The 13,699-nt window shown below is 70.6% G+C and carries 9 protein-coding genes; 6 read left to right on the top strand and 3 right to left on the bottom strand.

What is annotated here, in order from left to right:
• The first annotated feature begins 204 nt into the window (after positions 1 to 204).
• From fxsA to fxsT, 5 genes are all read left to right on the top strand, one after another.
• Complete coding sequence (gene fxsA / locus ACFYWI_RS34275; protein ID WP_389239689.1) at positions 205 to 369, top strand: FxSxx-COOH cyclophane-containing RiPP peptide; 165 nt, start codon at positions 205 to 207, stop codon at positions 367 to 369.
• 9 nt (positions 370 to 378) lie between these two features.
• Positions 379 to 2,574 (top strand): radical SAM/SPASM protein FxsBH, inactivated beta-hydroxylase extension form, encoded by a 2,196-nt coding sequence (gene fxsBH / locus ACFYWI_RS34270; protein WP_389239687.1) that lies wholly within the window; start codon positions 379 to 381, stop codon positions 2,572 to 2,574.
• Positions 2,567 to 3,343, top strand: a complete 777-nt coding sequence (locus tag ACFYWI_RS34265; protein ID WP_389239686.1) for an aminoglycoside N(3)-acetyltransferase — start codon at positions 2,567 to 2,569, stop codon at positions 3,341 to 3,343. Before fxsBH ends, ACFYWI_RS34265 begins: the two co-directional genes overlap by 8 nt.
• 115 nt (positions 3,344 to 3,458) lie before the next feature.
• Positions 3,459 to 4,796, top strand: a complete 1,338-nt coding sequence (locus tag ACFYWI_RS34260) for a TIR-like protein FxsC (RefSeq protein ID WP_389239685.1) — start codon at positions 3,459 to 3,461, stop codon at positions 4,794 to 4,796.
• Positions 4,780 to 8,721, top strand: a complete 3,942-nt coding sequence (fxsT, locus tag ACFYWI_RS34255; protein ID WP_389239684.1) for an FxSxx-COOH system tetratricopeptide repeat protein — start codon at positions 4,780 to 4,782, stop codon at positions 8,719 to 8,721. The genes ACFYWI_RS34260 and fxsT overlap by 17 nt, the downstream gene beginning before the upstream one ends.
• Before the next feature lie 93 nt (positions 8,722 to 8,814).
• On the opposite strand, the gene ACFYWI_RS34250 is transcribed toward fxsT, so the two are convergent.
• Positions 8,815 to 9,723: an alpha/beta fold hydrolase gene (locus ACFYWI_RS34250; RefSeq protein ID WP_389239683.1), complete on the bottom strand. Its 909-nt coding sequence runs from the start codon at positions 9,721 to 9,723 to the stop codon at positions 8,815 to 8,817.
• Positions 9,724 to 9,943: 220 nt separating this feature from the next.
• On the opposite strand from ACFYWI_RS34250, the gene ACFYWI_RS34245 reads away from it, so the two are divergent.
• Entirely contained in the window at positions 9,944 to 11,029 is a 1,086-nt protein-coding gene (locus tag ACFYWI_RS34245; RefSeq protein WP_389239682.1) for a S1 family peptidase, read from the top strand.
• 91 nt (positions 11,030 to 11,120) lie between these two features.
• On the opposite strand, the gene ACFYWI_RS34240 is transcribed toward ACFYWI_RS34245, so the two are convergent.
• Both ACFYWI_RS34240 and ACFYWI_RS34235 read right to left on the bottom strand, forming a co-directional pair.
• Complete coding sequence (locus ACFYWI_RS34240) at positions 11,121 to 12,209, bottom strand: AI-2E family transporter (RefSeq protein ID WP_389239681.1); 1,089 nt, start codon at positions 12,207 to 12,209, stop codon at positions 11,121 to 11,123.
• A 269-nt stretch (positions 12,210 to 12,478) separates the two neighbouring features.
• A complete protein-coding gene (locus tag ACFYWI_RS34235) occupies positions 12,479 to 13,555 on the bottom strand; it encodes a DUF3533 domain-containing protein (RefSeq protein WP_389239680.1) in 1,077 nt (358 codons plus the stop codon).
• Between the last annotated feature and the right edge of the window lie 144 nt (positions 13,556 to 13,699).

The raw sequence follows: 13,699 nt of genomic DNA, 5'->3' as shown, positions 1-13,699 counted from the left end.
CTGTTTTGCTTCACCCTTTAGGCGGAATAGCTCGTTCCGTACTGCCCTGCGAGAATGCGGCGCAACTCTTTTGTCGCTTATCCACGTGCTGAGTTGCTGCGAGTGGCCATGAGAGTAAAGTCATGCCCCCGGCATCGCAACGGTGCGTGGTACCTGTGCTGGATACAGCTTTGAGCTGGACACAACATCAAGGACGGCCCCCTCATGACGCTTCACTCCTCCGCCTCCTTCGCTGCTGCGAAGAAGAATCGGGTCCCGCTGGCACAGATCGACGTGCGTGGCGCGGACGCCGCGAAGAAACTGGCACGCGTGCTCCCCTCGTCCGGCGACCGTACTCTGCGTGCATCCACCTTCAACTCTGCGCTCTAGACTGGCGGAATGACAGGACCCCTGGTCCCATTCCGTGAGATCGTCCTGAAGGTCCACAGCAGATGCGATCTCGCATGTGACCACTGCTACATCTACGAACACGCTGATCAGAGCTGGCGAACCCGCCCGAAGGCGATCTCTGACGAAGCGATTTCCTGGACAGCTCTGCGACTGGCCGAGCATGCCAAGAGCCATGCCCTGCCCTCCGTGTCAGTGATCCTGCACGGAGGGGAGCCTCTGCTGGCAGGCCCCGCACGCCTGCGGCGGATCTGCGAGGAGCTCACCGCAGCCCTCGGCGAGGACACCGCCCTCGATCTGCGGATCCATACGAACGGGCTGCAGCTCAGCAGCCGATACCTCGACCTCTTCGACGAATTCGACGTCAAGGTGGGTATCTCCCTCGACGGCGACCGCACCGCGAACGACCGCCACCGCCGCTTCGCCGACGGCCGCACCAGTCACCCCCTGGTGCTGCGAGCCGTGGAACTGCTCCGCCAGGACCGCTACCGCCATCTCTACCTCGGGCTGCTGTGCACCGTCGACGTGGCCAACGACCCCCTCGCCGTCTACGACGCCCTCGCCGAGCTGGCCCCGCCCCGGATCGACTTCCTGCTGCCGCACGCCACCTGGGACGCACCCCCGGCCCGCCCCGATGCCTCGCCCACCGCCTACGCCGACTGGATCCTCGCCGTCTTCGACCGCTGGGACGCCCTCGGCAGGCCCGTTCCCGTACGGCTCTTCGAATCCGTGCTCTCCACCCTCGGCGGCGGCCCCAGCCTCACCGAATCCCTGGGACTGGCCCCCACCGATCTCGTCGTCGTCGAGACCGACGGCACCCTGGAACAGGTCGACTCCCTCAAGAGCGCCTACGACGGCGCGGCCGCCACCGGATTCGACGTCTTCACCCATACCCTCGACGAGGTTGCCGCCCACCCGGGCGTCCGCGCCCGCCAACTCGGCCTCGCCGGCGTGAGCCGGACATGCCGTCAGTGCCCCGTCGTCCGCTCCTGCGGCGGCGGCCTGTACACCCACCGGTACGCAGCCCGCTCCGGCTTCGACAACCCCTCGGTGTACTGCGCCGACCTCGAAGCCCTGATCCGCGGCATCGAGCAGCGCACGGCCGCCGCGACCGAGTCCCCGGCCGTGACCGACCCCGAAGCGCTGCTCATCCTCCAGCAGGACCTGACCCGCCACCTGCTCGCCGACCTCCATGAACGCCTCGACGGCCGGGGCGGCGGGCGATGGTCGACGGCGTGGCGGCTGGCGTCCACCGTCGAGCAGCTGTCGCACGGGATGGACGAGATCTACGCCCACCCCTACACCCGCAGCTGGCTGCTCTCGTGCCTGGACGCCCTGCGCGAGCAGCGGCCGGAGGCCCTCGGGCTCGCCCTGCGGCTGGACTCGTATGTCGCGGCGGCGGCCGTACGGGGCGGGCTGGACCTCCCCGTAGAGGTGGCCTGTCCGGGCGGCACGCTCACCCTGCCCACCCTGGGCGAGCTGCGGCCGACCGGAAGCGGAGAGCGGCGTACGGATCTGTTGGCCGAAGTGCGCGGCAGCGTCCGTGAGCTGTGGGTACGGGTCCCCGGGCGCGAGGCGTTACGCGTACGCACACCAGAAGCCACCGACCGCTGGCGGCCCGTGCACCGGCCCCGGCTCGAGGGCTGGCCCGACCTCGTGATCGATGACCTCGACCCGTACCGGGACTGCTTCGATGACCCCGTGCACCGCTTCGAGGGCCCCGCGCTCCTCACCGAGGCGTGGGCGCTGCTGCGCCGGGCCGTTCCGCGGCAGGCGGCCGAGCTCGCGGCCTCCCTCACCACACTGACACCGCTTCGGCGCGGCGGGCCGTCCGTGGGGCGCCACGGTTACGGCGCCCTGGGTCTCCACCTGCACGGCACCCCCGCCGAGCTGGCGGCAGCGCTGCTGCGGGGCTTTCGCCGGGCCAAGCTCCAAGCACTCACGGAGGTCACGGATCTCTACACCCAGGACGGCTGGTGGCACCACCCGGCCCCCTGGCAGGACGAGCCGGTGCCGGTGTCCCGGCTGCTGGCCGGTGCGTACGAACGCGTGGGCCTCGCGGCCCTGGACCCGGTGGCGGCCGGACCGGCCGGGCCGGCCCTGCGCACCCTGGAGCACACCGCCGAACTGACCGTCAGCGGCAAGCGCCTGGTGGCAGCCCTGCAGGAGGAGGCCGCCCGTGGCTGACCCGGGGGGCGGCCGCGGCCTTGCGCAGCTGCTGCGGGAGGCGGGTGTACGCAGCGGCATGACCCTGCTCGTCCATGCGTCCCTGCGCGGCACCGGGCTCGGCGCCCGGGCCCTGCGCGACGCCCTGGTGGATGTACTGGGCCCCGACGGCACCCTGGTGGTGCCCGCCTTCACCGAGGAGAACTCCGACACGTCCACCGCTCATCTGGGCCGGGTGCGCGGCATGACACCCGAGCAGGTGGCGGCCTTCCGGGCGCACATGCCGGCCTTCGACGCGGCCACCACCCCCAGCCAGGGCATGGGCCGGTTGGCCGAGTCCGTACGCACCGCCGCGGGAGCCGTGCGCAGCGCCCATCCGCAGACCTCGTTCGCGGCGATCGGGCGGCGCGCGGCGCAGCTGCTCGCCGACCATCCGCTGAACTGCCACCTCGGCGAGCGGTCACCGCTCGGTGCGCTCTACCGCGCCGATGCGCGCGTACTGATGATCAATGTGGATTACCGGGTGTGCACCGCATTCCATCTCGCCGAATACCGCACCAAAGAGTCCGTGCGCACCTACCGTTGTGTGGTGCACCGGCCCGGTGGCGGCCGGATATGGACCGAGTACACCGATGTCGTACTGGACGCCAGCGATTTCGATGTCATCGGCGCCGCCTTCTCCTGGGGGGTGGAGCGGAAGGGACAACTGGGGGGAACGGGCACAAGGTTGTTCTCGATCAAGGAAGCGGTGGATCACGCGGAGAGGTGGATGACCGAAAAGCGGCGTTGATTGACTGAACGTCGGGGGGATGGAGTGGGCCCTGCTCCGGAATGATTGATTCGCTCGCTCGTATCTTTCATCGAGGGTGGGTGTCAGGTCGGGCTGCACACAGGACGGGGGTCGTGTGTCGGATTCTGCGCAGCGACTGGCTGATCATCGGCCGTACTTCTTCTTGAGTTATGCGCACACACCGCGCTACGGGGCGGGAGGTCCGGACCCCGACATGTGGGTCGAGCGGCTCTTCCGCGATCTGTGCGGCCATGTGATGGCCATGACCGATCTGCCGGCCGGGGCGCCCGCCGGCTTCATGGACCGGGAGATACGGTCGGGGGAGGGCTGGTCCGAGCGGCTGGGTGAAGTTCTCGCCACCTGCCGGGTGTTCGTCCCGCTCTTCTCCCCCCGCTACTTCGCCAGCGAGATGTGTGGCAAGGAGTGGTACGCCTTCGCCCAGCGGGCCATCTACCACCAGGCCAAGAGCAACCGGCCCGCCGATGCGATCGTCCCGGCCCTGTGGGTGCCGATGCCTCCCGAGCAACTGCCCGGCCCCGCCGAGCGGCTGCAGTTCAACCACCGTGCGTTCGGCGACCGTTATGTGACCGACGGGCTCTACGGACTGATCAAACTGCGGATATTCGCCGAGGAGTACGAGGCGGCCGTCTACGAACTGGCCAAACGCATCGTCAGCGTCGCGGACACCACCCGCGTCGCCTCCGGCAGTCCCGTCGACTACCGCCAGGCACCCAGCGCGTTCGGCAAACCGGCCGGCGGCCCGCGGCCCATGCATGTCACGGTCGCAGCGCCCACCCAGCACGACCTCCCCGACGGCCGTGCCCCCGACTACTACGGCAAACAGTCCCAGGACTGGAACCCCTACCACCCGGACTCCGCACGACCGCTGGCGTATGTCGCCCAGGACCTGGTGCGCTCCCTCAACTACCACGCCACCGTCTCGTCGTTCGACCACGAGACACCCCCCGATGCCGGCCAGCCGCCCACCCGGCCCGAGATCCTGCTCGTCGACCGCTGGGCGCTGGAGGACGAGGAACGCCGGGCGCGGCTCGCCGCCTTCGACGCCGAGCCCCGCCCCTGGGTGAGCGTCGTCGTCCCGTGGAACCGCGACGACCCGCAGAGCCGCGCCTCGGAGGCCGAGCTCATCGAGAAGCTGGAGCGCACCATGCCGCATCAGATGCGCCAGGGCCGTACCGCCTGCCGTGCCGCCGCCAAGGGCGTTTTCAGCATGGAGGCGTTCGGCCAGCTCCTGCCCCAGGTGGTGGAATCGGCGGCCCAGGAGTACCTGCGGCACGCCGAGGTCTTCCCCCCGGCGCCGCCGGGCGGTGGAAGCCGCACCGAACGGCCCCGGCTGCGCGGCCCGATGGCGGCCGAGTACAGCACCACGCACTACGTCCCGAACATGCGTGACATCGCCCCTGATGCGGAGGACACGGATGACAGCCAGTCGTGACGGGCGCATCGTCACCTTCTACTCGTACAAGGGAGGTACGGGCCGCACGATGGCCCTGGCCAATGTGGCCTGGATCCTCGCCGCGAACGGCAAGCGGGTCCTGGCGGTCGACTGGGACCTGGAAGCGCCCGGCCTGCACCGGTTCTTCCACCCCTTCCTGGACCCGTCCACGCTCGGAGCGACCACCGGTGTCATCGATCTGATCACCGAGTACGCCTGGGCCGCCACCAACCCCGGACCGCGCCGCGACGACTGGCACTTCGACTACGCGCGTATCCAGCCGCACGCCGTCTCCCTCACCCCGGAGAGCCTCGGCTGGCAGTTCCCCGAGGGCGGCACCCTCGACTTCGTCTCGGCCGGCAAGCAGAACCGCGAGTACTCCGCGACCGTGTCCACCTTCGACTGGGACAACTTCTACGACCGGCTCGGCGGAGGGCACTTCTTCGACGCGCTGCGCGACGACATGAAGGCCAACTACGACTACGTACTGATCGACAGCCGTACCGGTCTCAGCGACATCGCCGACATCTGCACCGTCCATCTCCCCGACCTCCTCGTCGACTGCTTCACCCTCTCCGACCAGTCCATCGACGGCGCGGCTGCCGTCGCCCGGCAGATCGACGAGCGCTACGGCGGCCGCGGCATCAGGATCTTCCCGGTGCCGATGCGCATCGACGAGGGCGAGAAGGAGAAGGCGGACGCCGGACGCGCCCTCGCCCGGCTCAAGTTCGACCGCTTCCCCACCGGGCTCACCGGGGACGAACTCACCGCCTACTGGGGCGCGGTGGAGATCCCCTACCGGCCGTACTACGCCTACGAGGAGACGCTGGCCACCTTCGGCGACGAAGCCGCGCTGACGAGTTCGCTGCTCTCCGCCTTCGAGCGGCTCACCGCCGTCGTCACCGATCAGCAGATCACCGCGATGCCGCCGGTCGGCGAAGAGGCCAGGCTGCGCATCAGGGACGCCTTCACCCGGCGCCGCCCCGCCCTGCCCGCCGACCTCTTCCTCAGCTATGTGGCCGAGAACCGCATGTGGGCCGACTGGGTCGAACATGTCCTGACCCGCGCGGGCTTCAGGGTCGTACCGCGCGATGTGTCGGCCGAACGTGAACCCGTAGAGGTCGACGCGCTCGCCGCGGAGAACGCCGCGCGCACGGTGGTGCTCCTGTCGCCCGCGTATCTCAAGTCGGCCCGCGCGGTGGAGGTCCTCTCCCGCGCCGCCGCCGAGGACCCGGGGGGCGGCCGCCGTCATCTGCTCCAGGTCCGGGTCGGCGATGTGCGCCTGACCACCCCGAGCATCGACCGCAACCCCGTGGACCTGTTCCGGCTCGACGAAGTACAGGCCACCGGTGCGCTGTTGCGCTCCCTGGACCGGCCGGTGCAGCTGCGCGAGGCGGCGTCGGCCGGGCCGCGCTTCCCCGGCACCGTACCCAAGATCTGGAACGCGCCCCCGCGCAACCCCGGGTTCACCGGCCGCTCGATGGTCCTGGAGCGGATGCGCGACCAGCTCGGCGGCGGCATGGCCGTGGCCGCGGTGCTCCCGCAGCCGCAGACCCTGTACGGACTCGGCGGCGTCGGCAAGACCCAGGTGGCGCTGGAGTACGTCCACCGCTTCATGGCCGACTACGACCTCGTCTGGTGGATCTCTTCCGAACAGCCCGACGACGTGGTCGCAGGCCTCGCCGAACTCGCCGTCCGTCTCGGTGCCCAGGGCGGCGAGGACATGGCCGCCGCCTCGCAGGAGGCGATCGACCTGCTGCGGCGCGGGGTGCCGTCCTCCCGCTGGCTGCTCGTGTTCGACAACGCCGACGACCCCGAGCAGATCAAGCGGTACTTCCCCGCCGGCGGACCCGGACACGTCCTGGTCACCTCCAGGAACCAGACCTGGTCGCAGTACGGGGACGCGCTGCCCGTCGACGTCTTTCTGCGCGAGGAGTCCATCGAGCACATCCAGCGGCGCGCCCGCGGGCTCAGCGTCGAGGACGCCGACCAGGTCGCCACCGCCGTCGGCGATCTGCCGCTCGCCGTCGAACAGGCCGCCGCCTGGATCGCCGAGACCGCCACCCCGGTCGCCGCCTACCTGGAGCAGCTCAGGGAACAGGCCACCAGTGTCCTCGCGCTCAACCAGCCCGCCGGCTACCCCGAACCGGTCGCCGCGACCTGGAACGTGTCCATCGAGCAGCTCCAGGAACGCTCACCCGCGGCCGTACGCCTCCTCCAGCTCTGCGCCTTCTTCGCACCCGAGCCGATCTCCGCGAATCTCCTCTACAGCAAGGAGATGATCGACGAACTCAAGCCCTACGACGCCTCGCTCCAGGAGAAGCTGGTCCTCGGCCGGGTCATCCGCGAGATCGGCCGGTTCGCCCTCGCCAAGGTGGACCAGGTCTCCAACAGCATCCAGGTGCACCGGCTGGTGCAGGCGGTCATCCGGGCCCAGCTGGGCGAACAGGAGCAGATGGAGGCCCGGCACGCTGTCCACCGCATCCTCGCCGGGGCGCGCCCCGATGACGACGAGCCGATCGACAACCCCGAGACCTGGCCCCGGTTCGCCACCATCTGGCCGCACCTCGGCCCGTCGGAGGCCAGGTACTGCAAGGAGCCGGAGACCCGCCGACTGCTGATCGACCGGGTGCGCTATCTGTGGAAGCGCGGCGACTGGAACGCGGCCTCCACCCTCGGCAACGATCTGCGCGACGCCTGGAAGGACATGCTCGGCAACGACGACCTGCAGTATCTGTACCTGCGCTTCCACCTCTCCAACATCCTTCGCTCACAAGGGCGTTACGTGGAGGCCAAGGAGCTCGACGAGGTGACCCTGGAGCGGCAGGTCGACGTGCTCGGACAGTCCCATCCGCATACGTACATGACCACCAGCGGACTCGCGATGGACCTGGGCACGCTCGGTGAGTACGGCAGAGCGATGGAGCTGGCGAAGAAGGCGCACGACGGATTCAGCCAGATCTTCCACGAGTCCCATCCGCGGACGCTCGCCGCCGCCAACAACCTGGCACTGAATCTGCGCATGGTCGGGCAGTACGCCAAGGCGCTCGAGCTCGACCAGGACGTCTTCGACCGGCGCACCCAGGTGCTCGGCCCGGAGCACCCGTACACCCTGTCCTCCGCGATGAACCTCGCACGGGACATGAGGGAGATCGGGCGGTACGAGGACTCCGTGTCGCTGCTCTCCCGCACCTACGACCTCTACAAGGAGCAGCTCGGGCGGGCCTTCCCGGGCACACTGGCGGCGGCCAAGAGCCTCGCGGTCTCGCTGCGCAGGGCCGGCCGGCTCGAGGACGCGCGGCGGCTGACCACCGCGACCCGCATCCGCTACCGCGCCAAGTACACCTCGGCCAATCCGGACCTGCTGGCCTGCGACCTGAATCTGGCGGCCGACCTGTTCGCGGCCGGCGAGCCGGTGGCGGCGCGGGACCTGGCGCGGGAGGTCGTCGACCAGTACACGCAGGTGCCGGGGGAACGGCACCCGTACACGCTGGCCGCCATCAACAACCTCGGGATCTACGAGTGGGGGTGCGGGGCGCCGGAGGCCGCGGCGCAGCGGCTGCGGAACGTCTCCGACGTGATGCGCCAGGTGCTCGGTGAGAATCATCCGCACGCCCTGTACAGCACCATCAACCTCGCCAACGCCCTTGCGGATCTGGGAAGTCTGGAGGAGGCACTGGAGATAGAGCAGCGGGCCGTGACCCGGCTGCGCAAGGTGCTCGACGCGCACCACCCCGAGGTGCTGGGCATCGCTTCCAACATGTCCGTCACGCTCGGACTGCTGGGCCGCAAGGACGAGGCGTCGCAGCTGCGGGCGGACACGGTGGAGGCGCTGCAGCGGCAGCTCGGCGACGACCATGCGCTGACCCGGATCGCCCGCGACGAGCGCAGGGCGCACCGGGACCTGGAGCCGCTGGCGGTGTAGGCGGGGTCGGCGGCCCCGGACGGCAGACGCGGTCGGTGGCCGCGGCCGGCGGTCCCGGTCCGCCGGCCGGAGTCAGTGGCCGAGCGGCCGGGTTCAGTGGTCGAGCAGCCAGGTGAGGATCCTGGGCAGCGCGTGCAGCGCGTCGAAGTGTGCGGCGGCCGGCTCCAGGACGGCCGTCGCGCCCGGGATGCGCTGCGCCAGCCAGCGGGAGTGGCCGACCGGGGAGAAGACGTCCTTCTCGCCGTGCCACAGCATCACCGGGCCCTTGATGTCGGCGGGATCGAAGCCCCACGGGCCGCAGAACGCGAGCGCGTCGTCGATCCAGCCGTACGCCGAAGTGCGCAGCGCCTCCTGGTAGTTGCGCAGCAGCATGGATCTGACTCCGGCGTCGGAGACCACCATGCGGTCGGAGTCGGTCAGCTCCCGGCGCAGATCGTCGAGGAGCTTGACCGGGTCCTTCCTGATCTCGGCGGAGCGCATGATGAACCGCTCGGTCAGACCGGCCGGATCCATTGACGCGGTGGTGTACTCCAGCACGTTGGAGGCGGCCATACCCTCGAACCAGTCGAGGCCGACCGCGTCCCTGGGCGCCAGCGTCACCAGCGCGGCGGTGCGGGTGACCCGGTCGGGCATCAGGGCGGCGCAGGCCAGCGCATGCGGTGCGCCGCCGGAGCGGCCCACCACGGCGAAGCGCTCCAGACCCAGCTCGTCGGCGATCGCCCGTACGTCCTGGGCCACATCCGCGACGCTGCGCCCCGCCAGCCGGTCCGAACCGCCGTAGCCGGGACGGTCGTACGCGATGAGCTGGGTGCCGCGCTGGTACAGCACCATGCCGCGTGGCGCGGGGCCCAGCCTGCTGCCCGGAGTGCCGTGCAGCAGGAAGACCGGTCTGCCGCGCGGATCGCCCAGCCGCTCCACCATCAGATGCCGCCCGTCCGCCGCGTGCACCCGACGTCGCACCCGAATGCCCCCTTCGTCGTACATGTCTTGTGCGGACATCATGAGCCTGAAATTCCCCCCGCGGTGGGTGATTACCCATCAGCGTGCCGGCCGCCACCGGATTCCGGACCTGTGAAGACGCTGTGAACGCAACCGTGTTGTCGTGTGTCCGTCCTTGGATCGACCTTGTGTGCGAGTGCGACGGCTCGGAATAGTGGGCGGCTCATCCTCCGCGTCCGGACACCCCACTTGTCCGGTCGCGGCCCCCACAGGAGGTTCGAAGTTGAAGCACCGACGCATACCCAAGCGGAAAGCGGCGATCGCCGGCGGCGCGGTCGCCGCCCTGGTCGCCGCGGGCGTCACGTTCCAGAGTGCGAACGCCAGTGACAACACCGAGCAGTTCGAGGTCAAGGCGCTGTCGGCGTCGGCGGCCGGAAACCTCGCCGTCACGCTCAGCGCGGACCTGGGTGCCGACGAGGCGGGCGCGTACTACGACACCAAGGCCAAGGTCCTTGTGGTGAACGTGGTGGACGAGGCCGCCGCGCAGACCGTGCGCGAGGCGGGCGGCAAGGCCAGAATCGTCGAGAACACCCTCGCCGAGCTGACGGGCGCCCGGGAGACCCTCACGGACAAGGCGACGATCCCCGGAACCTCCTGGGCCACCGACCCGGTCACCAACAAGGTGGTCGTCACGGCCGACCGTACGGTCAGCGGCGCGGAGTGGACCAAGCTGGAGCAGGTCGTGAAGGGGCTCGGCGGCAAGGTCGAACTCAAGAAGACCGCAGGGGAGTTCAAGCCGTTCATCGCGGGCGGCGACGCGATCCACTCCGGCGGCGGACGCTGCTCGCTGGGCTTCAACGTGGTCAAGGGCGGCGAGCCGCACTTCATCACCGCGGGCCACTGCGGTCAGACCGGCAGCGAGTGGTCCGACTCCGCGGGCGGCGCGCCGATCGGCTCGATGGTCGACTCGCAGTTCCCGGGCAACGACTTCGCGCTGGTGAAGTACAGCGGCAGCACCGAGCACCCGAGCGAGGTCAACCTCTACAACGGCAGCGCGCAGGCCATCACCAAGGCGGGCGAGGCGACCGTCGGTCTGAAGGTGCAGCGCAGCGGCTCCACCACGCAGGTCCACGACGGCGAGGTCACCGGGCTCGACGCGACCGTGAACTACGGCAACGGCGACGTCGTCGAGGGCCTCATCCAGACCAACGTCTGCGCCGAGCCGGGCGACAGCGGCGGCTCGCTCTTCGCGGGCGACACCGCCATCGGGCTGACCTCGGGCGGCAGCGGCGACTGCACCGCGGGTGGCGAGACCTTCTTCCAGCCGGTGACGGAGGCGCTCAGCACCTTGGGCGCCGAGATCGGCTGACCGAAGGCCGCGTGCGGATGTCGGCGCCCCTCCCCGGATCTGACCCGGAGTGGGGCGCCGACGTGTGGGCGACCCACGGGTCGGCGACCCGTCAGGGTTGATCGCCGGTGGCCCGCGCCGGGCGGCCGGCCTCCGCCGGCTTCGCCGGCCCGGGGGCGCGTGCCCGGCGCAGCGCCTGGTGAACCGCCCAGATGACCGACACCAGCGGTACGGCCACCACCGCGCCCAGCACCCCCGCCGCGATGGCTCCGCCGATGACCGTGAGCGCGACCACCACCGGGTGCAGCCGGACGGCCCAGCTCATCACGATCGGGTGCAGCAGATGCCCCTCGATCTGGCCGATCACCACGATCAGTGCGACGACGACGGCCGCGATGACCGGTCCCTCGGACGCCAGCGCCACCACTGCCGCGACGGCCAGCGCGATGGGCGAGCCGATCAGCGGGATGAAGGCGGCGAAGAACTCGAGCAGCGCCAAAGGCACGGCCAGCGGCACGCCGAGGGCGAAGAGGGCCACGCCGACCAGTACGGCGTTGGTGGCCGCCACCAGCACGATGCCGCGCGTGTATCCGGTGAACGTGCCCCAGCCGACCCGGCCCGCCAGTGCCACGCGGTCCTGGACCGACGGCGGCAGCTGCGCGCAGAACCAGCCCCACTGCCGGTCGCCCGCGTGCAGGAAGAACACCGAGCAGAACAGCGCGAGCGCGAGGACCGTCAGTACCTCCACCAGCCGACGGGTGCCGCTGAGCGCGGTACTGAGGAGCGTGGAGCGATGGCTGGACAGGAATTTCCCGATCCGGGACTGGACGTCGGTGAGGGCCTCCGGGTTGAGCCGGAACGGCGGCTCCTCCAGCCACCGTTCGATTCTGCCGATGCCGGCGCCGAACTCCCGCTGCAGTGTGGCCCGCTCCCCGGCGATCGCCTCGCCGACCAGGGCCAGGATGCCGAGTACGACGACAATGCTGCCGACCAGGGTCAGGGCAACGGCGAGCGGCCGCGGCAGGACGCGGGCCAGCAGATCGGTCACCGGCCGGAGCAGCGCGGTGATGACCAGACCGAGAAAGACGGCCACGGCGATTTCGTGGAAGCGCCCCAGCATCGAGAAGACGGCGTACACGAGGGCGCCCACCACCAGCAGCCGCCAGGCGTACGCGGCAGCGGTCCGCAGGAGCGGTGCCACCGGTGGCTCGCCGCCCGAGGCCGCCCCGTCGGTGCGCCCGACAGGCGGCCTCGGGCCCCAGCGGGCGGCCGTGCGGACCGGACCGCGCGGGGCGCGGCGCGCAGCGCGGATCCTCGGTCGCGGCTGTTCGGATGACCCGCCGAAGGAAGGGCTCCCGGGTGCCGGGCCGCCTCCGGGGTGGGGGCCGCCCTTCATGTGCGAGGTGCCCTCGGTGTGCGGATCGCTCCCGTGGTGCGGATCACCGCTGTGCTGCGGATCGGTGTGTCCGGTCATCGGCCGTCGCGCTCGGCCGTCGGATCCGTCGCGGCGGTGCCGGCCGGGCGGCGTCCTCCCCGTAGCAGTGCGCACACCAGCGTGACCAGAGCCCCGCCCACCGCCCATGCGGCGAGCACCAGCATCGGTCCCGCCGCGCCGTTGCCCTTGAAGTACGCGATCGAACGGGCCGCGAACGTCCCCGCACCCGGTGGCAGTGCCGGTCCGATGGCCCGCCAGAACGGCGGCAGCAGCGGATACGGGTAGGGGCCGCCCGCGCTCGGGTTGCCGAGTACGACCACCAGCAGGATCGCCAGTCCGATTCCGACGATGCCCGCCAGCCCCTGGAAGGCGAGCGTGAGCGCGCCCACCGCGAAGACCACCAGTGTGCCCAGTCCCCACAGGGCCCAGATGCTGCCGGGCAGCGCATCCAGGACCGGGCCCGCGATCACCGAGCCCAGCAGGCCCGCGGCGATCGAGTACAGCAGCAGCGCACCGAGCCTGATCAGGGCCCTCTCGGTGTTGGCGGGCCGGGCGCCCGAACTGATCGCCAGGATCGCCGCGCACAGATAACCGCCCACGCACCACCCCACCACCAGGTAGAACGCGGAGAGCCCGCGCGCATCGCCCCTGGCGCCCGGGACCACGTCCACCACTCGCACGGTGCGCCCCTGCGCCTCCTCGACGAGCCCGACGACCTCGATGAGCGCCTGGGCCAGCGAGGCCCCGGAGGCGCTCGCGACCAGCAGCCGGTCGGCGGTTCCCCGCGGGTCGATGATCAGCGCGCCGTCGACGTCCCGGTTCATGACCTTCTCGCGGGCGGCCGCTTCGTCGCCGACGGCACGCGGATCGAGTGGATCGCCGGGCAGCGCGGCCAGCTGCTGTACGGCCTGATCGGTGATCCGAGCCGTGGGTGTGACGACGGCCAGCGGGATCTCGTGCGGCCTCGGCTGGTGGAAGGCGCCGATGTACGACGTGATGAATCCGAGCTGGAGCGCCAGCACGCCGAGGATCAGGGCCGCGGTTCGCACGCTCACCGCGTCCTTCAGCTCGCCGAGGAGGCCTCGGCGAGGTGGGTCGTGTGTCTGCGCCATGGGCCCAAGGCTCGATGGCGCCCGGTGTTCCCGCAGGTGGGACGGGGCCGAATGGCGGATGGGTGAAGGGGCGCGGACCTGCTGGGGCCCGGCGGGTATGCCCTCGCCATGTGTCGCACGAATGTTCGAAATTTGGTCTATGGT

It is taken from the genome of Streptomyces sp. NPDC002889, from assembly GCF_042888425.1.
Lineage (GTDB): Bacteria > Actinomycetota > Actinomycetes > Streptomycetales > Streptomycetaceae > Streptomyces.
The sequence above is the reverse complement of the archived record's forward strand: the minus strand, read 5'-3'. Positions and strand labels throughout refer to the sequence as shown.

What these genes read in the sequence shown, in the direction of transcription:
- ACFYWI_RS34235 (WP_389239680.1), bottom strand. Translation starts at nt 13,555, where the DNA reads ATGGCGCAGACACACGACCCACCTCGCCGAGGCCTCCTCGGCGAGCTG.
- fxsA (WP_389239689.1), top strand. Translation starts at nt 205, where the DNA reads ATGACGCTTCACTCCTCCGCCTCCTTCGCTGCTGCGAAGAAGAATCGG.
- ACFYWI_RS34250 (WP_389239683.1), bottom strand. Translation starts at nt 9,723, where the DNA reads ATGATGTCCGCACAAGACATGTACGACGAAGGGGGCATTCGGGTGCGA.
- fxsBH (WP_389239687.1), top strand. Translation starts at nt 379, where the DNA reads ATGACAGGACCCCTGGTCCCATTCCGTGAGATCGTCCTGAAGGTCCAC.
- fxsT (WP_389239684.1), top strand. Translation starts at nt 4,780, where the DNA reads ATGACAGCCAGTCGTGACGGGCGCATCGTCACCTTCTACTCGTACAAG.